21 protein-coding genes are annotated in these 21,989 nt (G+C 70.2%); 15 read left to right on the forward strand and 6 right to left on the reverse strand.

What is annotated here, in order from left to right:
• Positions 1 to 135 precede the first annotated feature (135 nt).
• The 8 genes from ABCR94_RS11595 to ABCR94_RS11630 are packed head-to-tail and all read left to right on the forward strand — an operon-like array spanning position 136 to position 9,616.
• Positions 136 to 1,317, forward strand: a complete 1,182-nt coding sequence (locus ABCR94_RS11595) for a glycosyltransferase family 4 protein (protein WP_347119170.1) — start codon at positions 136 to 138, stop codon at positions 1,315 to 1,317.
• Positions 1,314 to 2,804 carry a sugar transferase gene (locus ABCR94_RS11600; protein ID WP_347119171.1) on the forward strand — a complete coding sequence of 497 codons (1,491 nt, stop codon included), beginning with the start codon at positions 1,314 to 1,316 and terminating at the stop codon, positions 2,802 to 2,804. The genes ABCR94_RS11595 and ABCR94_RS11600 overlap by 4 nt, the downstream gene beginning before the upstream one ends.
• Positions 2,805 to 2,806: 2 nt before the next feature.
• Positions 2,807 to 4,168 carry an O-antigen ligase family protein gene (locus ABCR94_RS11605; protein ID WP_347119172.1) on the forward strand — a complete coding sequence of 454 codons (1,362 nt, stop codon included), beginning with the start codon at positions 2,807 to 2,809 and terminating at the stop codon, positions 4,166 to 4,168.
• A complete protein-coding gene (murJ, locus tag ABCR94_RS11610) occupies positions 4,165 to 5,847 on the forward strand; it encodes a murein biosynthesis integral membrane protein MurJ (RefSeq protein ID WP_521976769.1) in 1,683 nt (560 codons plus the stop codon). Before ABCR94_RS11605 ends, murJ begins: the two co-directional genes overlap by 4 nt.
• Positions 5,837 to 6,652, forward strand: a complete 816-nt coding sequence (locus tag ABCR94_RS11615) for a polysaccharide deacetylase family protein (protein WP_521976771.1) — start codon at positions 5,837 to 5,839, stop codon at positions 6,650 to 6,652. Before murJ ends, ABCR94_RS11615 begins: the two co-directional genes overlap by 11 nt.
• The gene (locus ABCR94_RS11620; RefSeq protein WP_347119173.1) at positions 6,649 to 7,794 is read left to right on the forward strand and encodes a glycosyltransferase; all 1,146 of its coding nucleotides are present in this window, start codon (positions 6,649 to 6,651) and stop codon (positions 7,792 to 7,794) included. Before ABCR94_RS11615 ends, ABCR94_RS11620 begins: the two co-directional genes overlap by 4 nt.
• The gene (locus ABCR94_RS11625) at positions 7,791 to 8,465 is read left to right on the forward strand and encodes a YveK family protein (protein ID WP_347119174.1); all 675 of its coding nucleotides are present in this window, start codon (positions 7,791 to 7,793) and stop codon (positions 8,463 to 8,465) included. Before ABCR94_RS11620 ends, ABCR94_RS11625 begins: the two co-directional genes overlap by 4 nt.
• The gene (locus tag ABCR94_RS11630; protein WP_347119175.1) at positions 8,465 to 9,616 is read left to right on the forward strand and encodes a GNAT family N-acetyltransferase; all 1,152 of its coding nucleotides are present in this window, start codon (positions 8,465 to 8,467) and stop codon (positions 9,614 to 9,616) included. Before ABCR94_RS11625 ends, ABCR94_RS11630 begins: the two co-directional genes overlap by 1 nt.
• 30 nt (positions 9,617 to 9,646) lie before the next feature.
• Here the strand turns inward: ABCR94_RS11630 and ABCR94_RS11635 are convergent, their stop codons facing one another.
• Entirely contained in the window at positions 9,647 to 10,957 is a 1,311-nt protein-coding gene (locus ABCR94_RS11635; RefSeq protein WP_347119176.1) for a glycoside hydrolase family 26 protein, read from the reverse strand.
• Between the two features lie 443 nt (positions 10,958 to 11,400).
• Here ABCR94_RS11635 and ABCR94_RS11640 point away from each other — a divergent pair, with 443 nt between their 5' ends.
• Both ABCR94_RS11640 and ABCR94_RS11645 read left to right on the forward strand, forming a co-directional pair.
• Positions 11,401 to 11,862 (forward strand): tyrosinase family oxidase copper chaperone, encoded by a 462-nt coding sequence (locus ABCR94_RS11640; protein ID WP_521976775.1) that lies wholly within the window; start codon positions 11,401 to 11,403, stop codon positions 11,860 to 11,862.
• Positions 11,863 to 11,881: 19 nt separating this feature from the next.
• Positions 11,882 to 12,742 (forward strand): tyrosinase family protein, encoded by an 861-nt coding sequence (locus tag ABCR94_RS11645; protein ID WP_347119178.1) that lies wholly within the window; start codon positions 11,882 to 11,884, stop codon positions 12,740 to 12,742.
• Positions 12,743 to 12,856: 114 nt separating this feature from the next.
• On the opposite strand, the gene ABCR94_RS11650 is transcribed toward ABCR94_RS11645, so the two are convergent.
• Together ABCR94_RS11650 and pdxR are read right to left on the reverse strand one after the other, a co-directional pair.
• Positions 12,857 to 13,132, reverse strand: coding sequence for a chaplin (locus ABCR94_RS11650; RefSeq protein ID WP_347119179.1), 276 nt, complete (start codon positions 13,130 to 13,132; stop codon positions 12,857 to 12,859).
• 210 nt (positions 13,133 to 13,342) lie between these two features.
• A complete protein-coding gene (gene pdxR / locus ABCR94_RS11655; protein ID WP_347119180.1) occupies positions 13,343 to 14,851 on the reverse strand; it encodes a MocR-like pyridoxine biosynthesis transcription factor PdxR in 1,509 nt (502 codons plus the stop codon).
• A 28-nt stretch (positions 14,852 to 14,879) separates the two neighbouring features.
• Between pdxR and ABCR94_RS11660 the strand changes: the two genes are divergently transcribed.
• A complete protein-coding gene (locus ABCR94_RS11660) occupies positions 14,880 to 15,797 on the forward strand; it encodes a class I SAM-dependent methyltransferase (protein WP_347119181.1) in 918 nt (305 codons plus the stop codon).
• Here the strand turns inward: ABCR94_RS11660 and ABCR94_RS11665 are convergent, their stop codons facing one another.
• A complete protein-coding gene (locus tag ABCR94_RS11665; protein WP_347119182.1) occupies positions 15,798 to 16,166 on the reverse strand; it encodes a VOC family protein in 369 nt (122 codons plus the stop codon). It lies immediately after the preceding gene.
• A gap of 274 nt (positions 16,167 to 16,440) precedes the next feature.
• Between ABCR94_RS11665 and ABCR94_RS11670 the strand changes: the two genes are divergently transcribed.
• A complete protein-coding gene (locus ABCR94_RS11670) occupies positions 16,441 to 17,634 on the forward strand; it encodes a glycoside hydrolase family 64 protein (RefSeq protein ID WP_521976779.1) in 1,194 nt (397 codons plus the stop codon).
• A 497-nt stretch (positions 17,635 to 18,131) separates the two neighbouring features.
• Positions 18,132 to 19,082 carry a TauD/TfdA dioxygenase family protein gene (locus ABCR94_RS11675; RefSeq protein ID WP_347119183.1) on the forward strand — a complete coding sequence of 317 codons (951 nt, stop codon included), beginning with the start codon at positions 18,132 to 18,134 and terminating at the stop codon, positions 19,080 to 19,082.
• A 72-nt stretch (positions 19,083 to 19,154) separates the two neighbouring features.
• Here ABCR94_RS11675 and ABCR94_RS11680 read toward each other — a convergent pair whose 3' ends face one another.
• Positions 19,155 to 20,060 carry a phosphatidylinositol-specific phospholipase C gene (locus tag ABCR94_RS11680; protein WP_347119622.1) on the reverse strand — a complete coding sequence of 302 codons (906 nt, stop codon included), beginning with the start codon at positions 20,058 to 20,060 and terminating at the stop codon, positions 19,155 to 19,157.
• A 151-nt stretch (positions 20,061 to 20,211) separates the two neighbouring features.
• Here ABCR94_RS11680 and ABCR94_RS11685 point away from each other — a divergent pair, with 151 nt between their 5' ends.
• Complete coding sequence (locus ABCR94_RS11685; RefSeq protein ID WP_347119184.1) at positions 20,212 to 20,733, forward strand: DUF2165 domain-containing protein; 522 nt, start codon at positions 20,212 to 20,214, stop codon at positions 20,731 to 20,733.
• Positions 20,734 to 20,765: 32 nt separating this feature from the next.
• Here the strand turns inward: ABCR94_RS11685 and ABCR94_RS11690 are convergent, their stop codons facing one another.
• Complete coding sequence (locus ABCR94_RS11690) at positions 20,766 to 21,200, reverse strand: protein phosphatase (RefSeq protein ID WP_347119185.1); 435 nt, start codon at positions 21,198 to 21,200, stop codon at positions 20,766 to 20,768.
• Between the two features lie 315 nt (positions 21,201 to 21,515).
• Between ABCR94_RS11690 and ABCR94_RS11695 the strand changes: the two genes are divergently transcribed.
• The gene (locus tag ABCR94_RS11695) at positions 21,516 to 21,896 is read left to right on the forward strand and encodes a VOC family protein (RefSeq protein ID WP_347119186.1); all 381 of its coding nucleotides are present in this window, start codon (positions 21,516 to 21,518) and stop codon (positions 21,894 to 21,896) included.
• The last annotated feature ends 93 nt before the right edge of the window (positions 21,897 to 21,989 follow it).

Genomic DNA, 21,989 nt, shown 5'->3' on the forward strand with positions numbered 1-21,989 from the left:
GTATACCCCAGTTCGACGCCGAAAGGCGCGGGTGATTTCCGGCGTACTCAGGGTGCAGGCAGAATGTCGCTGATTTCCCTTCCGGCGTTACTCGGCCGGGTCAGTTCGAACTTCCACGTACGAAGAGAGCCGCACGTGCTGCAGAGAAGTTGGACCGGGAAGAGCCAACTGACGGTTTTCCACCTGGTTCAGCCGGTGGAGGGGGGAGTCGCACGCGTGGTCACCGACCTAATCCGGGCACAGGTCGGTGAAGGTCTGCGGACCTTCGTGGCCTGCCCGCCCGACGGCGAGTTGGCAGCACGGGCCGCCGAAGCCGGAGCGCGCGTGCACACCTGGCCCGCCGAGCGGGGTCCCGGACCCCGGCTGGCCCGTGAGGTCCTGACCGCCGCCCGGCTGATTCGCGAGAGCGGAGCCCATGTCGTGCACGCCCACAGCGCCAAGGCCGGGCTAGCCGGCCGGCTCGCCGTGCGCGGTCGCGTGCCCACGGTCTTCCAGCCGCACGCCTGGTCCTTCGACGCCGTCGAGGGGCGCGCCGCAGTAATGGCCCGGAAATGGGAGCGGTACGGAGCTCGTTGGAGCGACCGCACCCTGTGCGTCAGTGAGGCCGAACGCCGGGCGGGGGAGGAGGCCGGCATCGCCGCCCACTGGTCGGTCATCCGCAACGGCATCGACCTCGGACACTTCCACCCCGACGACGGCACGAGCCGCACACCGGCCCGCGCCTCCCTGCCCCTGCTGTCCGAGGTGCCGACGGGCGCCCCGCTGGTGGTCTGCGTCGGCCGGCTGTGCCGGCAGAAGGGGCAGGACGTCCTGCTGCGAGCCTGGCAACAGGTGACCGCAGCCGTCGCCGGGGCCAGGCTGGTCCTGGTCGGCGACGGGCCGGACCGGGAGCGGCTGAAGGACCTCGCCCCGCCGGGCGTGCTGTTCGCCGGTGCGAGCGGCGACACCCGGCCGTGGTTCCACGCGGCGGACGTCGTTGTGCTCCCCTCCCGCTGGGAAGGCATGGCCCTGGCTCCACTCGAAGCCATGGCCTGCGGCAGGCCCGTCGTGATGTCCGACGTCAGCGGGGCCAGGGAAAGCCTGCCCCCCGGCCACGCGGCCCAGTGCCTCGTACCCCCCGAAGATCCGTCGGCGCTCGCGACGGCACTCGCCACCCTGCTGACCGACCCGAAGCTGCGGGAGGCCCTGGGCCGACAGGCCCAGACCCACACCCGATCGGTCTTCGACGTGCGAAACACCGCCGCAGCAGTCTCCGGCGTTTACCAGGAACTCCTCAACTCGCCCCGACCCATGACGAGGAAGTGCGCTCAGCGATGACCATGGAGAGTGCGCACGCGCCCCAGCCCGCCGCTCAGGCAACCGCCGCGCAGGGCACGGCGCTCTTGATCCATCCGCCACGGAGATCCGTCGGCCGTCGTTCCGCCCCACTCGCCCGCCGGAGCATCCACCGGCACGGCTCCGTGGCGGGGCTGCTCACCGCCGACGGGCTCGCCCTGGCCTCGGCCCTGCTGCTGGTGCCGGAACTGCCGTGGCCGGCGGCAGCGTTCATCCTGCTCGTAGGTGTGCAGGTGTCGCTGCACACCTTCCGCGGCCTCTACCGGCCGCGGCTGTCCCCGTCCGCCCTCGCCGAACTGCCCGTGCTGCTCGGCCTCCTCCTCATCCAGTGGTTCGCCACCACGGAAGCCCTCACGGCGTACGACTCCCGCTACGACATCGGCTGGCAGACCCTGGCCGGCCTGGCCGCCGCGCAGACACTGCTCGGCGGCGTCGGGCGGGCCATGGTCTACCAGACGTGGCGCTGGTCGGCCGCCAGGCACCCGCAGTCGGCCCTCATCGTGGGCCGGGAGCCCCTCGCCCGGAACATCGCGTCCGCCCTGTACGAGCGTGCCGAGTACGGACTGCGGCCGGTCGGCCGGGTCGACCCCACGCACGTCCAGCCCGCGGAGAGCGCGTCGGCGGACACCGCGCCGCTGCCCGTCCTCACCACCCCGGAGGACGTCACCCGCGCGGTCAGACAGAACACCGTGCGCCATGCCGTCTTCACCCACCCGCCCGAATCGTCCCCCGAAACAGCCGCCCTCGTCGGTCTGCTCACCGCGCACGGCTGCCGCCTGTGGCTGGTGGACGGCGCCGTGGCCGGCACCGTCGCATCCCTCCGGACCCCGGACGCCGACCACCTGTGGGGATTCGCCGCACGCCCGCTGAGCAGCGGCCCGCACCGGCCGGTGGCGCGCGCGGGCAAGCGGGTGATGGACGCCTCGCTGGCCGCCGTCGCCGTGCTCGCGGCAGCGCCCGTGATGGGCGTCTGCGCCCTCGCCGTGCGCATCCTCGACGGACCGGGAGTCATCTTCCGTCAGGAGCGCATCGGCCTGCACGGCCGGCCCTTCGTGCTGCTGAAGTTCCGCACGGTCCGTCCGGCCGACGAGCACGAGTCCGACGTGCGCTGGAGTGTCGCCCTCGACCAGCGGATGAGCGGCATCGGCAGGCTGCTGCGACGTACCTCCCTCGACGAGCTGCCGCAGCTGTGGAACGTACTGCGCGGCGACATGAGCCTGGTCGGCCCCCGACCCGAACGCCCCTACTTCGTGGCGAAATTCCGCACCCTGCACCCCGGTTACCAGGCCCGCCACCGGATGCCCGTCGGTATCACCGGGCTGGCCCAGGTCAACGGACTGCGCGGCGACACCTCCATCGAGGATCGCGCGCGCTTCGACAACCACTACATCGAGACCTGGTCGCTCTGGCAGGACGTGTGCATCCTCGCGCGCACCGCCGCTTCCCTGTTCCGGCTCGGAGGCAGCTGAGGATGACAGCCACGTGGACCGACACGCCCGTTCCGCGGGCCGTGTCGTACCCCGGCCTCCGGCGGCAGGCGGCCCGTTGGGGCCCACTGCTGCCGTTGATCGTGACCGTGCTCCTGCTGGCCGCGCCCATCCAGGCCGAGCTCGCCGGATCATCGAGCAGCGTTAGTCCCGCCGACATCGCGTCCGGCGTACTCGTGGCATTCTGCGTGGGGCGCGCACTGCGCAGCCGGCTGCGGCCCCTGACACCCGCCGCCGTCGTGGTCCTCGGCATCCCCGCGGTCGGCTTCGCCGTGGCGACGGTCACCGCGGCCGACCCGGTGGCAAGCCTCCCGGGCTTCGTCCGCTACCTCCAGGTCTTCGTGCTGGTCCCGGTCGCCGTGGTGCTCCTGATCCGCGATGCCGGGGCCTTCAGAGTCGTCACGGGCTGCCTGGTGGCCCTCGCCCTCGTCCAAGGCGCCATCGGGGTCTACCAGTACGCCACCGGCACCGGCGCGTCGTACATGGGCGAGGACATCCGGGCCGTCGGCACCTTCGGACCCACCGACGTCATGGGCATGGCCACCGTCGTCGCGTACGGGCTGCTCGCCGCCGTCGCGCTCGCGCTGTGCACCCCCCAAGACGCGCCCCGATGGCTGCGCCCGTGCGCACTCGCGGCGGCCGTGGCGCTGGTCGTACCGCTCGCGCTGTCCTTCAGCCGGGGCGCCTGGATCGCCACCGTGTTCGCAGCCGTCGCCATGGTAGTGCTGACCGGATGGCGGCAGGCGGTGCGCGCCCTGACCGTGGTGACCGCCGCGGCTGTCGTGCTGGTCGGCGGCTTCGGCGTCGGCTCGGAGATGATCTCGCAACGCCTCACCAGCATCACCGACGTGACCGAGGCACCCGACCAGTCCGTCAACGACCGGTACACGATGTGGGCCGCGGCGGCGAGCATGTGGCGCGAGCAACCCGCCACCGGCGTCGGCCTCAAGGGCTTCCCCGCCCACCGTGACGGCCACGCCTCGATCGGACTCTCCTCGGGCAGCGACACCGCGGGCGCCGGCCAGGCCTTTCAGAAACAGCCCCTCCTGTCGCCGCACAACATGTACCTGCTCGTACTCAGCGAGCAGGGGCTCATCGGCGTCACCGCGTTCGTCGGCAGCTGGTCGGCGATCCTGGTGGGCGCGGTACGCAGACTGGCCCTCGCCCGCAAGAAGCGCCAGGCAGCCGCCGACTGCGGCCTCGCCGCGGTCGGGCTGATGACCTGGCAGACCGTCGACTTCCTGTACGCCGACATCGGCGGCCCCTCGACGGTGCTCGCCGGAGTCGTGCTCGGCCTGGCCGCCTGGTGGGCGTTCGCGCGGCACGACGAGGCGATCGCCGCGTGAACAACACCACCACCGGCGCCAGCGCGGATCCGGCCGGGGCCCTGCGCCCCACCACAGGCCCGCCGACGGCGACCGCCGGCGGCGAACCGCCGAAGCTCGGCCGGTTCCTGGCACGGGCCGCGGCGGTCACCGCCGGGCTGACCGCGGTCGGGGCGCTGCTCGGGCTCGTACGCGACCAGGCCATCGCCCACCTCTTCGGCGCCAGCGTCGAAAGCGACGCCTTCCTGATCGCCTGGACCGTGCCGGAGATGGCGTCCACGCTGCTCATCGAGGACGCGATGGCGTTGCTGTTGGTCCCTGCCTTCAGCTACGCCATCACCCGGCGCGCCGCGGCCCTGCCGCACGACCGTGCCCTCGGCCCGGACCCGGTCCGGGCACTGGTCACGGCGACCTTTCCCCGGCTCTTCATCCTGCTGGCCTGCGTCGCCGGGCTGCTGATGCTCGGTGCGCCCTGGGTCGTACGGATCCTCGCACCCGGTTTCAGCGCCCCGCAGTTGGCCGTCGACTGCACCCGCCTGACGGCGGTGACCGTCCTCACCTTCGGGATCACCGGCTACTTCAGCGCGGCGCTGCGCGCGCACCGCAGCTTCCTGCCGCCAGCCGGTGTCTATGTCGCGTACAACCTCGGCATCATCGCCACCATGCTCACCCTGCACTCACTGTGGGGGGTACGGGCCGCAGCAGCCGGGGTGGCGGTCGGCAGCCTGCTCATGATCCTCGTTCAACTGCCCACCTTCGCGAGGCTGGTGACCTCGGTGCGCATGAAGCCCAGGTCGCGCCGGCTCCGGCTGCCCGGCCGGCAGCGGACCGCGGGCACCGCCCAGCTGGGCCTCGCCGTGCTCGCGCCCGTCATCCTCTTCGCAGTCACCAGGCAGTCCCAGATCCTGGTCGAGCGCTTCTTCGCGTCCGACCTGCCCGCCGGAGCCATCTCACATCTGAACTACGCGCAGAAGGTCGCGCAGATGCCGATGGTCCTGTCGCTGATGATCTGCACGGTGACCTTCCCGCTGGTCGCCCAGGCCATGGCGGACGGCGACCGGGACCGGGCCCGCCACCGGGTCGAACGCGACCTGGCACTGGCCGGCATGGTCGTCCTGTTCGGCACCGCCATGGTGATCGGATACGCCCCCCAGATCATCGAAGTCCTCTTCCAGCGCGGCGCGTTCGACGCGCAGGACACCGGGACCACCGCCACCGTGATGCGGGTCTACGCGACCGGACTCCTCGGCCACTGTCTCGTAGGGGCGCTGGGCAGGCCGTTCTTCTCCACGGCCAGGCCCCCCTGGTACCCGGCCGCCGCCATGGCCGCCGGGCTCGTGGTCACCACCGCGGCCGTCGCGGCCACCGTCGGCCACTGGGGTGTCTACGGCATCGCGGCGGCCAACGCCGTCGGCATCAGCACCACGGCGGTACTGCTGCTCAGCGGCCTCGGCTCACGGGTCGTGGCCATCGACGTCCGCGCCGTCGCGCTCACGCTCGGCCGGCTGACGGCCGCCGCCACGGTGGCGGGCACCGTGGGCTGGGCCGCCGGACCGCTGGTGGCGGACCCCCTGCTGAGCGTGGCCGTCGGCTGCCCCCTTGTCCTCAGCGCCTTCGTCCTCACCGGACTCGCAGTCAGAGCCCCGGAGATCGTCCACCTGCTGGCCCTCACCCGACAGAGGTTCTCCCATGGCCGCTGACACGGCGACCCGCACCACCCGACTGCCCGCCCTCCGGGGGCTCTTCGCGCGCCCCGCCCAACCGTGGATCCTCATGTACCACTCGGTCGCCGACCCGACGGACGACCCCTACGGCATCACCGTCGCCCCCGACCGACTCGACCAGCAGCTGCGCTGGCTGCGCGGCCGAGGGCTCACCGGCGTCGACATCAGCACACTCCTGCGCGCCCACGCGGCCGGCCGCTCCAAGGGCCTGGTGGGACTGACCTTCGACGACGGATACGCCGACTTCCTCGACGAAGCGCTGCCGGTGCTGCGGCGCCGCGAGTGCACCGCGACCGTGTTCGTGCTGCCCGGAAGGCTCGCAGGCTCCAACGCATGGGACCCGCTCGGCCCGCGCAAGCCGCTGCTGACACAGGACGGCATCCGGGCCGTCGCCGACGCCGGAATGGAAGTCGGCTCCCACGGGCTCGTCCACCAGGACCTGACCGAGGTCTCCGACGACGTACTGCGGCAGGAGACGCGCCGGAGCCGGGAGTTGATCCACGACATCACCGGCACGGCTCCCGAGGGATTCTGCTATCCGTACGGCACCGTCGACCGGCGCGCGGTCGACGCGGTACGCGACGCGGGATACGCCTACGGCTGCGCCATCGCCCCCGGCCCGCCGGCCGGGCCGTACGCCCTCTCCCGTACGCACATCAGCAACGCCGACCGGGGCGCCCGGCTCTGGGCGAAGCGCCTTCGCCCCGGCTTCGAACGCCGGACGGCCTTCGCCCCCGCCGCGATCCCGGCCACTGTCGCCCCGGTCGGCGACAGCCGGTGAAGGCGCTGCACATCATCACCGGGCTCGGCGTCGGCGGCGCGGAGCAGCAACTGCGGCTGCTGCTGCGTCATCTGCCGGTGCCCTGCGACGTCGTGACGCTCACCAACCCGGGCGCCGTGGCCGACGGGCTGCGCGCGGACGGGGTGCGCGTCACCCATCTGGACATGCGGGGCAACCGGGACCTCAAGGCACTGCCCAGGCTCACCCGGCTCATCCGTCAGGGCAAGTACGACCTCGTCCACACCCACCTGTACCGCGCCTGCGTCTACGGGCGGATCGCCGCACGGCTGGCCGGGGTCGGCGCCACCGTCGCCACCGAACACTCCCTGGGGCAGGCGGAGATCGAAGGACGCCCGCTGACCTGGGGGACCCGCGCGCTGTACCTGCGGACCGAACGGCTCGGGGCGGCGACCGTCGCCGTCTCCACCACCGTCGCCGGGCGGCTTCGCGACTGGGGTGTCCCGGCCGCGCGCATCCGCGTCGTACCCAATGGCATCGACGCCGAACGGTTCCGCTTCGACCACGCGGACCGCGTCACGACCCGCGCACGCCTGGGGCTCCCCGAAGACGCCTTCGTGGTGGGCGGCGTGGGGCGGCTCGTCCCCGGGAAACGCTTCGACGTGCTGATCCGCGCCGTCGCGGCGCTGCCGGGCGCCCGGCTCCTGCTGGCGGGCGACGGGCCCGAGGCGAGCGCGCTGCGGGCCCTCGCCGTCCGGCTGGGAGCCGTGGACCGCATCCGGTTCCTCGGCGAGTGCGACGCCGTCAACGCCCCGGCCGGCAGCGGCCCGCCCGGCATCCCCGCACTGCTGTGCGCCATGGACACCTTCGTCTCGACGTCCCGCGAGGAGGCCTTCGGGCTCGCGGTCGTCGAGGCGCTGGCCGCGGGACTCCCCGTACTGCACACCACATGCCCGGCCATCGACGACCTGCCCGCCGACCGCGCACCCGGCGCCCGACGCGTCGGCAGTGGCCTCGACGAACTGACGGCGGCCCTGCGCCGCCTGATGGACGACGGCGCACCCCGCCTGCCGCCGCCCCCTGCCGTCAGCCACTACGACATCGCGCGCTGCGCCGAACGCCTCATGGACGTCTACACGCACGCCCTCGCCACCACCCCTTCGACCAGGAGATCACGCTCATGACCGAGAAGCCCGAGCAGCGGCCCGCCGACCCCGGACACATCAGTCGGCTCGTTGCGAAGATCACCCCCCTGCCCGTCTGGTGGCCCCTGCCGGCCTGCGCGCTCATCGGCACCCTGTGCGCGGGCTCGTACGGCATGCTCAAGGCGCCCGAGTACACCGCCACCAGCTATGTCGTCGCCGCCCCCGTCAAGGACGCGGACCCGGGCGCGGCTCTCGGCTACGCCCAGGCCTACGGGCGCATCGCCACCAGCGACTCCACGCTCGCGTACGCGCGCGTGGCCGCAGGAATCTCGGCGCAGACCCTGCGCACCCACGTCCAGACGGAGACCTCCCCCGACTCACCGATGATCGCGATCACCGGCACCTCGACCAGGCCGAGCCAGGCGGCGGACATCGCCAACGCCGTCGCCGACGCCGTCTTCGTGAGCAGCAACGGGGTGTCGAAGAACACCGGCGTCAAGCTCCTGCACTTCTCCCAGGCCATCACGCCGACCCAGCAGGTCTCGCCGTCCGTCCCGATCAGCGTGGCCGTGGGCGCCTGCGCGGGTGGCCTCATCGGCGGTCTTGTGCTCCTGGTACGCCCGCGGCGCCACCAGTGGACCGCGTCGACCTCGGTACCGGCCCCCGCCCACGCTGTCGGGTCCGCCACCGCGGAGCGGGAGCGGGTGTGATGGCCGGGGAGCAGCGGGGCCTCGCCGTCACGCTGTGCCGCGACCCGCGCCGGTTCGCCGAGCTGCGCGAGGAGTGGGACGCACTCCACCGCCGCTGCGCCGCCTCCACCCCCTTCCAGAGCCACGCCTGGCTCCACTCGTGGTGGCTCTCGTACGGAACGAACGGGCGCCTCAGGGTCGCCCTGGCCCGCCGTGACGGACGTCTGATCGGCGCGGCGCCCCTGATGCTCGTGCACCGCCCGATGCCGCTGCTCGTGCCCGTGGGAGGCGGGATCTCCGACTTCTTCGACATCCTTGTCGACGACGAGGATGCGAAGAGCGCCGTTGTCGCCCTGGAACGCGGCCTTGACCGCGCCGCACGGCACGCGGTGATCGACCTGCGGGAAGTACGCCCCGGGGCGGCGGTCGAGCAGCTGTACGACATGTGGGCGGGTGCCCGTTGCCGGCTCACGGACTCGACCTGCATGGAACTTCCGGCCGAGCCCATCGAAGAGCTCGTCAAGCGCATGTCCAGCAGCCGTGCGCAGCGCGTGCGGGCCAAGCTGCGCAAGATCGACGCGCTGAAGATCGAGGACCGCGTGGTCCCGGAGCACGAAGTGCCGGACGCGGTCGGTCAGCTGCTGCGACTGCACGAACTGCAGTGGCGGGGCCGCGGCGTCAACGTCGAACACCTCAAGCCGCGTTTCGCGCAGCACCTGGTACGTGCCGCCCGGCGCATGGTGCGCGACGGCGAGGCCGCCGTCACGGAATTCCGGCTGGACGGCCAGGTGGTGGCCTCGAAGATGACGCTTCAGTCCGGGCATCTGACCGGCGGTTATCTCTACGGAGCTCATCCGGGACTCAGGGACAAGAAGGTGGACGTGGCGACGATGCTGCTGCGCCACGACGCGCACCTGGCGGCCAGCTCGGGCCGCAGCGTTCTGAGTCTGCTGCGGGGCTCGGAGTCGTACAAGGGCCACTGGCGCCCGGAGGCGGTCACCAATCAACGGCTGCTGCTGTCCCGGTCCGACCTGGAGCCGCTGCTGCGTCTGCGCGAGTCGCAGGTGACGGCCAGGGACTGGGCCGCCGCGACCGTGAACAGCCGTTTCCCCGTGGTGCGTGAGTGGCGTGAACGGCTGAACAGCCTGCGGGTGGACGGTACGAGGCGCTGACACACCCCGGACCGCCCGCCCGCTACGGCTCTAGAACTGCCAGCTCGTCGGCCAGCGGTACTTCGTGCAGATCCTGGTGTCCGCCACCCACTGATTGATCCAGTCACCCAGGTCCACGGGCACGCACCACTCGTCGGAGTTGGGCACGGGGGTCGGCTTGACCGGTGTCGGCCTGGTCGGTTTCGGCGTCGGAACCGTCGGTGTCGGAACCGTCGGAACGGCCGGCGTCGGAACCGGTGCGGGCACGACGGGCGCAGGCTGCGCGAACAGCTTCGAGCGGAACACCTGGGACGACTTCGGGTTCTCGTCGCACTGCCAGACACCGTGCGGGCAATAGTCCGTGATGGTCTGGTAAAGCGGCTTGTGCTTGGCGATCCATTCGAGCATGCGACGCATGTACTCGGGGTTGTCGCCGTTCCTGAAGAGGCCCCACTCCGGATACGAGATCGCCTTGTTGTGGGCGGCCGCGAAATCGACCTGCTTTTGCAGGCCGTAGGGAGTATTCACCTGGTCGTCGAACGTCCCGCCGGGCGGCTGGTCGTACGAGTCCATTCCGACGATGTCGACGACATCGTCACCGGGATAGCACTCGGTCCACGGCACGGCGTCCCGCCCGCGGTTCGGGGCGAAGTCGAAGCGGAATTTCTGGCCGGGGACGGAACGCATCGTGGTGATGATGCGCTTCCAGTACGTTTTCCAGGATTCCGGATCGGGGCCGCAGCGATGCGTGTATGTGGTGCCGTTCATTTCCCAGCCGAGCACGATCACCGTGTCCGACGCGCCGGCGTCCACCAGGTTCGCGGCCAGCTTCCTGAAGTGGTGGTCGAACGCGCCCCGCGCCCCGGACCGCAGCATGCCGCGCACCTCGGCGTCGGAGACATGTGCCTCGTTCCGCTCCAGCATGGGCACATTGAGCACGAACATCCGGTCGTGCGCGCCGCGCCGCCAGTTCGCCCAGGGGCGGAGGAATTCCGGGCGGCCCTCGATGTTCGACCAGAGGTCGCCCGGCAGGTAGGTGTGACCGACCTTCAGTTCGGTACCTCCCAGCCAGCGGGACAGTTCGGTCATCCGCTGCACACCGGCGGGCCCGTAGTGCAGATAGGCGCCGACGGCGACGGAGGGCTCCGCCGGTGGAGCGCCGGCCGGCGGCTTCGGAGCGCTGGGGCTTGGAACGGCTGGACTCGGGACTGCGGGGCTTGGAGCGGATGGAGTTGGAGTGTCCGTCCCCACGGGCGTGGGACCTGGCGTCTCGTCACCGGAAGCACTACTGCCTCCGGCAACGAGGAGACCGGCGACGACTGTCCCGATGCAGGTGCCGGTGATAGGGCGCCGTAGGGGCATGGGACCCTCCTTGTCTGTTGTTCGTACTGACGATTCCGAGAGTAGGTGGAAAGTCCTACTAAGGGGCTGCCTGAGTGCTCGTCAGTAGGCCATTGGCGACGCGGCGCGGCTCAATCAGGGCCACCCGGGTGAAAGATGGAAATCGAATACCGGGTGATGAGAGCGTGACGAAGTCCCGTCATGATCGTTGACCTTGGTGTCGCATGGGAGTACGCCTTCCCAACAGTGCAGCCCGATGCCGGCCAGGTGTCGGGCTGCATCGTTGTGCGGAACTCGGCGACATTGTGGAGACACCTGCCCGCCACCCCGGACGAGAACCGTTTCCTCGTCGCCTCGTTGTCAATATCGAGGCACGAACGTGTCGGGAGAGCGGACCAACGGGAGGGACGTACGTCATGGGTCGGACCACCAGAAGCAGCGCCACGCTCGCGCGAGGGGGCCGGGTGACCCGCCGCATCGTGTTGCGCGCGGCCTTCGCCCTGGGCGTGATCGCGGGCACCGCCGGGGTGCTCGCGCCGATCCTCACCAGGAGCCCCCGAGGGGGCGTACCGGCGAACAGTGGCCCCGAGGCAACGTCGGAGCGCTCCGCCGAGATGTACCGCGGCAGGCACATCCAGTGGACCGAGAAGAATACGGTCGTCGGGAAGAACGCGGCGTCCACGAGAAGCTCCGGCCGGGCCGAAGGCTCCGGACGGCCCGGCGGGACCATGACCGCCGTGGACGACCCGGCCGTCGAGGTCCTCATCGACGGCCGGCCGCTGCACGTCATGAGGCGCGCCGACGGCAGCTATCTGAGCCTGGTCAACCACTACGAGTCGTTCCCGACGCTGCTGGACGTGGCCCGCGCCGCAGTCGACGAGCTGGGGTCCGCCCACCTGTCGAAGTCGCCTCCGCACAGAATCTGAGCCAGGAGGGCCAGCACCGGTGTACACCCGCAAGAATCAGCGCAACCTGACCAGTACGGAGAAGAAGCGCCTGGTCAACGCGTTCCTGGAAGTGAAGCGCTCGGGCAGGTACGACGACTTCGTCTCGATGCACGGGCAGTACTACGTCTCCGACGGCGACGAGGGGCCGCGGGTCGGGCACATGACCCCCTCCTTCTTCCCGTGGCACCGCAGGTTCCTCCTGGAGTTCGAGCGGGCCCTGCGGGCCGTCGACTCCTCGGTGTCGGTTCCCTACTGGGACTGGACGACGGACAACACCCCCGCCGCGTCGTTGTGGGCGAAGGACTTCCTCGGGGGCAACGGCAGGAGCGGTGACCGGCAGGTGATGACAGGCCCGTTCGCCTACGCCGGCGGCAAGTGGAGAATCAACTCGCGGGTCACCGACGGCAAATTCCTCACCCGTGACTTCGGCAGGCCCGACGACCCGGTCAAGCTGCCCACCAAGCGGGATGTGGCCAAGGCGCTGAGCGACCCTGTCTACGACACGGCCCCGTGGGACAGCACGGTGGCCAGAGGGTTCCGTAACAAGATCGAGGGGTGGGGGGCCGGGGGAGACGACAGATGGTTGAACCACAACCGGGTCCACCGCTGGGTCGGAGGCCAGATGATGGGCGCCACATCGCCGAACGATCCGGTCTTCTGGCTCCACCACTCCTTCATGGATCTGCTCTGGACGCGCTGGCAGAGGGCGCACCCTCGCGCCGGTTATCTCCCGCGCAAGAAGCTGTCGGAATCCGACGAGCAGCAGGGGCGCGTCTTCAGCCTCCAGGACCCGATGCCGCCGTGGGGCGTCACCCCCGCGCAACTGCTCGACCACAGCAGGTACTACCGCTACGTCTAGTACGTCCAGCGGCAGCAGGGCTGTCGCACCGGACACCGAATCTTTCGCACCGCACAGCACTGCGGCCTCCCCCGGGCGTATGGGGGAGGCCGCAGTGCTGTGCTGGGGGCGAGATCAGCCGCCGTAGCCGCCGTGGTGCTTGTCGTGGCTCGAGCTGTTGATGCAGGTGTTGCCGAACGCGGGGTTGAGCAGGCCGATCACGTTGACGGTGTTGCCGCAGACGTTGACCGGGATGTGGACGGGCACCTGGACGAGGTTGCCCGAAAGGACACCGGGAGAGTGTGCGGCAACACCCTGCGCTCCGGCGTCGGCGGTGGCCATGCCGGCTCCGCCGGCCATGATGGCACCCGTGCCGGCGATGACTGCGGCTGCCTTCGCGATACGCGACATCAGTTCTCCTTATATGACGAAAGGTCGGCCGCAGGACTTGCGGCCTTCACGCTCCTTCAACGCGGGAACAGTCAGGCGGTAACGGATCCCCGCCAAAGTCGCCGATCCGGGCGTATCCGAACGGCTCCGGGCCTGCTCGGCGTCCACGAATGCCCTAACGGCGTGCGGACCATCCGAAGATCGTTCAGTAGCGGAAGCGGCGCACGGCCCTCAAAGATCCCGCAACGCTGTGCCGATGGCGGCGATGCCTTCACCGATGTCGGTCGGTGTGCTCGCGGCGTATCCCAGGACGAGCCCGGGGGCGTACGGACGCAGGCTGTGCCACGAGAGCGGCTGCACCTTGACGCCGTGCCCGAGCGCGGCTGTCGCGAGGTCGGTGTCGGCGAACGCGGCGTCAAAGGTGATCGTCAAATGCAGACCCGCCGCGGCGCCCCGCACCGCCGCGCCGGGCAGGTGCTCCTCGATCGCCTTCATCATCGCGTCGCGGCGCATGCGGTGACGTCTGCGCATATGGCGCAGTCTGCGTTCCATCTCGCCCGAGTCCATCAGCCGCGCCAGGGCCAGTTGCGGCAGCACGGCGTTGCCGAGGTCGGTGAACCTCTTGGCGTCGACGAGAGCCTCGTGATACCTCGGGGGTGCGACGACCCAGCCCACCCTGAGCGCAGGGGCGAGGAGCTTGGAGATGCTCCCGGCGTAGCAGACGCGCTCGGCGAGCATCGAGCGCAGCGCGGCGACCGGCGGCCGGTCGTAGCGGTGCTCGGCGTCGTAGTCGTCCTCGATGATCAGCCCGCCCCCGTCGGCCCACCGCATCAGCTCCCGGCGCCTTTCGCCGTCGAGCACCACCCCGGTGGGGAACTGGTGGGCGGGCGTCACCAGGACGGCCGGGGCGCCGCAGGCGTGCAGCTCGTCGACGCTGATTCCCCGGGAGTCGACCGCGACGGGCGGGGTCCGCATCCGCCAGTGCTGGAGGTGCTGGCGAGCGCCGAGCGATCCGGGATCCTCCACCGCGATCTCGGAGATCCCCTCCTGTCTGAGCACCTGCGCGAGCAGACCCAGCGTCTGCGCGGTGCCGGCCACGACGAGTACCTGATCCGGACGCACCATGACGCCGCGGTTGCGGGCCAGCCAGTTCGCGACGGCCAGCCTCAGCGCCGGTGCCCCGCGGGGGTCTCCGTATCCGAATTCGGTCGGCGCGGCGCTGCCGAGGACGGCGCGTTCTGCGCGCAGCCATGCCGCGCGCGGGAACGAGGCCAGGTCGGGCACACCGGGGGTCAGGTCGATCCTGGCCGGCGCCGCCCGCACCGCGTCGAAGGCGTCCGACCCCGGCTCGCGGGTGAACGGCGTGGCCGGCGGCGATCCGGCGGGCGCGAGTGGTGCGCGTGACGTGTGTGATGTGCGGGATGTCGGCGCCGTCACGGGCGCGGCTACGACGATCGTCCCGGCCCGGCCGTGTCCGGCGACGTGGCCGTCCTCGGTCAGACGCTGGTACGCCTCGGTGACCACACCGCGGGACACCCGCAGTTCCGCCGCGAGCGTGCGCGTGGCCGGGAGTTTGCTTCCGACCGGAAGACGGCCGTCGGAGATGGCGAGCCGCAGACGGCGGGCCAACCAGGCGGACAGCTCGCCCGCCGGGGCGTCGTCAACGGTCAGTTGGAGAAAGTCCGTTCCGGAGGCCGACCTTATGGACTGGTCGGAAGTAGATCCTTTGGACCTGTGCATCGGACCATTGTGGCGTCACGGTGGAGACATGAACAGAGCGACGAGATCATCCGCCGATGCCCGCCACATGGAGCACGAGCTCGCCCCGGGCGTGGGCGACGGGACCCCGGCCCCGGTGGCGAACGGTTACGTACATGGGTACTCGGACCACGAGGCCCGTCGGTTGAGCGACCAGGCGGACACGTTGGCGGCGCTGCTGCACGCCGGCACCGTGTACCCCGCCGGAAGCCGGGTGCTGGAGGTGGGCTGCGGGGTGGGGGCCCAGACCCTGCACCTCGTCGAGTCCAGTCCCGGGGCTCGCATCACCGCGATCGACGCCTCCGGGGTCTCCCTTTCCCAGGCGCGCGCCCGCTTCCGTGACCACCCGCGAAGGGGACAGGTGGGCTGGCAGCAGGCCGACTTGTTCCAACTGCCTTACGGTGAAGGGTACTTCGATCACCTGTTCATCTGCTTTGTGCTGGAGCACCTGCCCGATCCCCGGCGCGCGTTGACCTCCCTGCGGCGCGTGCTGAGACCGGGGGGCACCATCACCGTGATCGAGGGAGATCACGGGTCGGCGTTCTTCCACCCCGACAGCGCCGATGCCCGAGCGGTGATCGGCCACCAGATACGGCTCCAGGCAGCGGCCGGCGGCAACGCGCTGGTGGGGCGGCAGGTGCAGCCGCTGCTGACCGCCGCCGGGTACGAGGATGTCGCTGTCCGCGCCCGTACCGTCTACGCGGACTCGACCCGGCCCGGCCTGGTCGAGGGCTTCACCCGCAACACCTTCATAGCGATGATCGAATCCGTCCGCGACGACGTACTGGCGGCGGGGTTCACCGGCCTGGCGAGCTGGGACCAGGGCATCGCCGGCCTGCACCGGGCCGCGGACGGCGGCGGCACGTTCCACTACACGTTCGCCAAGGGCCACGCCGTGAACCCCGGCCCCGCCCCGCGGGAGCCCTAGCTAGGGGGTGTCCGTCGGGGGCTGGTGCAGACCGAAGGGCGAGCCCTGGTCGTCGTGGCAGAGCTGGAAGCGGCCGAACCGGGCGACCGAGGCCTCGTCGCCGCCCAGGTCGATGTCGTCGACCGTCCCGCCGAGCTCGCGGACCCGCTCGACCGCGGTCTTCATGTCGTCGACCTTGAAGAACAGGTACGGGTTCGCGCCCGCGTCCCCGCCGTGCAGGCCGCCGGGAACAGTGGGAGTCCGGATGGCGAACCCGCCACCGTCGGACGGACCCGGATCGAGGGTCCAGCCGAACAGGCCCGTGTAGAACGTGCGGGCCTGCTCGGCGTCGCCGACGCCCAATTCGAAGAAGGAGATCTCGCCGGCCATCACTGGCTCCCGCCGTCCGTACGGAGACTGTCCTGTCCGTTCACGGTACGACCGACCGCGCTCCACCGCACCGAGGGCACGCGACCGAAGCGCGCGACCAGCCAAGTTGGTCTAGACGATTGACATGCCATGCTCACCACGCAACTCTGAGAGCGCTCTCAAGAACTCTGGAGTACCGCCCCCACGCCACGCGACCGCCGAACACGAGCGTCCTGCGTGCGACGCCGGTACTTCGCACTCTGCTCCAACGGGAATTGCCTCGAGGAGGAAGAACGTGCTTGCCAGATGGAAAACACTGAGGTCGTTCGTGGCGGCTGTGCTCTTCGCCGCAGGGTTCACGGCTGTCGCCGCCGCGGCCCCCGCCCAAGCGGTCCCTGCGACCATCCCGCTCCAGATCACCAACAACTCCGGTCGCAGTGAACCGATCTACATCTACAACCTGGGGACGCAGCTCTCCACGGGCCGGCAGGGCTGGGCCGACGCGAACGGAACGTTCCACCCGTGGCCCGCCGGCGGCAACCCGCCCACGCCGGCGCCCGATGCGTCGATTGCCGGACCGGCCGGCGGCCAGACCCGGACGATCCAGATGCCGAAGTTCTCCGGCCGGGTCTACTTCTCGTACGGTCAGAAGCTGGTGTTCAAGGTGACCACCGGCGGCCTTGTGCAGCCGGCGGTGCAGAACCCGACCGACCCCAACAGGAACATCCTGTTCAACTGGTCGGAGTACACCCTCAATGACTCCGGGCTGTGGCTCAACAGCACACAGGTCGACATGTTCTCCGCGCCGTACTCGGTCGGTGTCAGGCCGGTCGGTGGAGCCGTAAAGACCACCGGTCGCCTCAAGCCGGGCGGCTACAACGCGTTCTTCAGTGCCCTCAGGGGCCAGCCGGGCGGCTGGGGCAATCTGATCCAGACACGCTCCGACGGCACCGTTCTGCGCGCGCTTGCTCCAGGTCATGGCGTCGAGGCCGGCGCTCTGCCCGCCTCGGTCATGGACGACTACATCAACCGGGTGTGGAGCAGGTACAGCTCCTCGACGCTGACCGTGACACCCTTCGCGAACCAGCCGAACAACAGGTACTTCGGCCGGGTCTCAGGCAACGTCATGAACTTAACCAACAGCTCTGGAGCGGTCGTCACCTCGTTCCAGCGGCCCGACGCCGACAGTATCTTCGGTTGCTACAAGCGGCTGGACGCGCCCAATGACTTGGTGCGCGGCCCGATCTCACGCACCCTGTGCGCGGGATTCAACCGCTCCACGCTCCTGACCAACCCCAACCAGCCCGACGCGAACAACGCCAACTTCTATCAGGACGTGGTGACCAACCACTACTCCCGGAAGATTCACCAGCAGATGGCCGACGGCAAGGCGTACGGCTTCGCCTTCGACGACGTCGGAGCGCACGAGTCACTGGCGCACGACGGCAATCCGCAGCAGGCGCTCATCTCGCTCGACCCGTTCAGCTAGTCCGTCGGCCCTCCTCCTCCCCGGCAGTGGCCCCCCACTGCCGGGGAGTTGCCCTGTCGGGTGGGGAAGTTCCTCACGCGGGACGGCCTTGGAGTCGTTCCGGGCGACACCTCACTTGGGTTACGAAATTGTGCCAAGTCGCCGCATTGCGGTCCTCGCCGTATTGCTTCGTGGCTGCCTCCGGCGGTGACGCAGCCGCCCCGCACCGGGCGAAGCTGCGGCTCGACTGAGGTACGGTGCCTGACATGGGAACGACGTACGAGAACCACCGCGCAGGGGAGCTCCGCCACAGCGGTCCCCGCGGTGAGTGCGCTCCTCGCGGTCTCAGCTTCCTGCGCCGCCGCGGCCGGGTGGGATCCCCGCCGGTCCGTTCCTGTCGCTGAGCACCGCCGCCCCGTACAACGCCGGGCCCCGTTGTCTCTTCAGCGTCGTACCTCTTCGTCTTATTCGCGAGGCCTCCGCACGTCTGCTGCCGGCTCGCTCTCCAGAGGAGACCCATGACCATCACATCCGCAACATCCGCGACATCCGTATCCGCCCCTGTCACGTTGCGGGACCATCGCATCCCCGCCGACGGCCTCCACGAAGGCCCCCGTGAGCTGCGTCGTGTCCCGGAGGGGTGGACGGACCGTCCCTACGAGCTCTTCGAGGTTGTCCCGCAGGGGCGCACCATCGGCGCGGAGATCCGCGGCCTGGACCTGTCGGAGCCGCAGCCCTCCGCGGTGCGCGAGGAGATCAACCGCGCCCTGTTGGAGTGGAAGGTCTTGTTCTTCCGGGGGCAGCACCTGTCCTGCGACGCGCAGCGCGCCTTCGCCCGCAACTGGGGTGAGCTGGAGACCAATCCGCTGCTCGCCTCCGGTGACGCCCCGGACGTGGTCCGTCTCGACCGCACCGCGGTGCCCACCTTCGAGAACGTCTGGCACACCGATGTGACGTTCCGCGAGCGGCCCGCGCTGGGCGCTGTGCTCCAGCTGCGCGAGGTGCCGCCGGTGGGTGGCGACACGATGTGGGCCGACATGGCGGCGGCGTACGACAATCTGCCGCTGGAGGTGAAGGACCGCATCGACGGTGCCCGCGCCGTCCATGACTTCCTCCCGGGCTTCGCCCGCTTCTCTTCGGCCGCGCAACTCGCCCCGTTCCAGGACCTGTTCCCGCCGGTCGAGCACCCCGTCGTGCGACGCCACCCGGAGACGGGGCGCCGGATGCTGTTCGTCAACTCCTCCTTCACCACCCGGATCACCGGGTTCGAGCGGGACGAGAGCGACCGGCTGCTTCGGTTGCTGTTCCAGCAGGCCCATGTGCCCGAGTTCCAGGTGCGGTTCCGCTGGCAGGCGGGCGACATCGCCTTCTGGGACAACCGCGCCACTCAGCACTACGCGGTCAACGACTACAGCCCGCACCGCCGGATCGCCGAGCGTGTCGCCATCTCGGGCGACCGGCCGTTCTGACCGGGGGACGGTCCGTTCCGAGTGGGTGATGGTCCGTTCCGCCCGGGCGGCGGTGTGCCGCCGCCCGGCGGGTCATGCCGCGGGACGGCGGCCGATCCTCTGCCCGGGGTTGTGCCGGAGAAGGGACTCCACCAGGCCCGAGCGGGTGTTGGGGAAGTCCAGCGGGACCACCCCGAGCCCCGTCCACCCCGTCGCCTCCGACCCGTCGATGAAGCCGTGCACCCTGGGGTTGAGCCGGTCGGAGTTCCAGCGGGGCGGCAACAGCGCAGATGTGCTCACATAGTTGAGGAACAGTTTCCCGGGTTCCCGAGCGGCCTGGCGGAACTGCGCCTCGATCTGTGGGTACTTGGCGCCCGGCTCGGCCATGTAGTCGTCCTGGATGTCGAAGAGGGCCGAGTCGCCGTACCGGACGCCGGGCAGTCCGCCGTTGTCGGCGAGCAGCACGACCTTCCCTCTGGCCTGTCCCAGCGTCGGCAGGCCGGAGTCGATCCGGAAGAGCGGCCGCCAGCCCTTCCGGTCGAGGTAGAGGTCGAAGACCCGGCGGAACTCCGCGTCGGCCACCTCCGAGTACTCCTGCTTGACGCGCATCAGGACCGTCTCCGAGGGGCGGGCCCGCAGGAAGTCCTGGCAGGCGATGAGGACATCGCCGAACATCAGGTTCTGGTAGTACGCGCCATGGTGGATGGCGAAGGAGTCGCCGGTGGCGCGGCAGCGTACATCCAGAAAGCGGACACCGCTGTTCAACTGCTCGGCCACAGAGGTGTTCTGGCATGCCACCCAGGGGCCGCCGACGCGGGCGCCCGAGTCGTGGGTGCCCGGGATAGTCAGTCGCTGCAAGGGTGTGGAGTCACCGGTGCCCGCCATCCAGTCCTGCACGGAGAGGATCCGTGGCGCCGCGAACGCGCTCGGTGCTCCGAACAGGGCGGTCGCGGAAAGGGTCGTCGCCCCCGCACCCGCGAGAAAGCTCCGCCGGTCCATGCTCATGTACGTGTCCCCTCGGTCGGCCATCGACCCCCGCAGTATGACGTGGACAGATCACTCCCGATAGGTCGCGACCGGTGAGGGCCCGGTCGAGGTCCTGTGGAGCGGAGCTGTTGGAACGGGCAGCGGAACCACGACACTTGGGCGCATGGCTGTCAAGTTTTCACACGTGACGCAACCACTCGCCGTCGCCGCCACCGTGCTCGTCGCCACGGTCGCCCTCTATAAGGCTCTTGTCGCCTTCGGCAACATCACCGACTTCGGTACGAACCAGGAGTTCGTACGACACGTCCTGGCTATGGACACCACCTTCAAGGACGAGGACCTCATGTGGCGGTCCATCGACTCCAAGGCGGTGCAGGACATCGCGTACATCGCCGTCATCGCGTGGGAGACGGTCACCGCGCTCGTACTGATCGTGGCGGCCGTCCACTGGGTGACGGCCCTGCGTGGGGGCGACCTGGGCCGCGCCAGGCGCCTGGCGACGTACGGGCTGCTCATGGTCCTGCTGCTCTTCGGCGCGGGATTCATCGCCGTCGGAGGCGAGTGGTTCGCCATGTGGCAGTCGGAGACCTGGAACGGACTCGACGCCGCCGCCCGCAACTTCCTTGTCGCGGGCGTGGCCCTGGTGGTCGTGCTGCTGCCGGGCGACGACAGGCAATCGCACTGAGGGCCGGGTGGTACCGCTGAAGGGTGGTAGCGCTACAACTGGGCGAAGCGCAGCACGAAGCGGCGCTGCCACGGGGTCTCGACGGCGCGGGTGTCGTAGTCGCGGCGTACGAAGTCGACCGCCCGGTCGGCCGGTACGCCGTCGAGTACCGCGACGCACGCCAGGGCCGTGCCGGTCCGCCCTCGGCCACCGCCGCAAGCGACCTCGACGCGTCCGAACGCGGCCCGCTCCCACGCCTCACCGAGCACGGCGCGGGCCTCGGCACGGTTGCCGGGCAGCCGGAAGTCGGGCCAGCGCAACCACCGTGCCTCCCAGGGGACTTCCGGGGGCTGCTTGCCCAGCAGATGAACGGCGAACTCCGGCGTCGGGCCGGTCGGTAGTGGCCGGCGGAGTGCGCGTCCCCTGATCAGGCGGCCGGACGGAAGCTTCAGGACGCCGGGGGTGGTGGGTTCCCAGGGTTCGGTCATGGGCCCACCGTAGATGGGCACCGGGCGGAGTTCGGTGTGAGGCAGACCTTGCGATGTGCCGCCGCCGGACGTGTGGTCGCGGCCGACGGCGGCACGGTGCCGTCAGTAGGTGTGCGCAGGGTCGTGTCTCAAAGTCAGCTTCCCTACTGCATGGCCAACGGCCTTGCCCGGCTGCCCGGACAGGGTCGGCCCTGAAATCATTTCGCCCGTGCTCGGCTCGTCCGGTACAATCGCGGGATTGTATTCACTGCTGGGAGCCCATGAGGTTCGGGTGTGGTCTCCCCGGCAGTTCCCAGGCTGAGAGCAGGCTTCGTTATGGCATGTCGTATCAGTGAGCTCGTGCTCGGTTGCCGCGACCCTGAGGTGCTGGCGCGGTTCTGGTGCGAGGTCCTGGACTTCGTCGTGCTCGATCGCGAGGACGACGGCTCGGTGGAGATCGGGCCACGCGAAGGGTTCGGCGGTCCGCAGCCGACGATCATCCTCAGCCGCAGGGATGAGCCGGAACAGGGGAAATCCCGGCTGCACATCGACGTCAACGCCACCGACCGCGATCAGGACGCCGAGCTCGAACGCCTTCTGAAGCTCGGTGCGCGCCCGGCCGACATCGGCCAGACAGGGCAGGAGCAGTGGCATGTCCTGACCGACCCCGAAGGCAATGAGTTCTGCCTGCTCAAGGCCCGCCTCAACGCACTCTGATGCTCATCGGTCACGCCTCGGCACCAGGTACCTGGGGTCTGCCTCGAAGCCCGGTGTGACGGGCGTGTCGTGATCGTGAAGTAAGCGAGGTCT

It is taken from the genome of Streptomyces changchenzhani, from assembly GCF_039766235.1.
Taxonomy (GTDB): domain Bacteria; phylum Actinomycetota; class Actinomycetes; order Streptomycetales; family Streptomycetaceae; genus Streptomyces.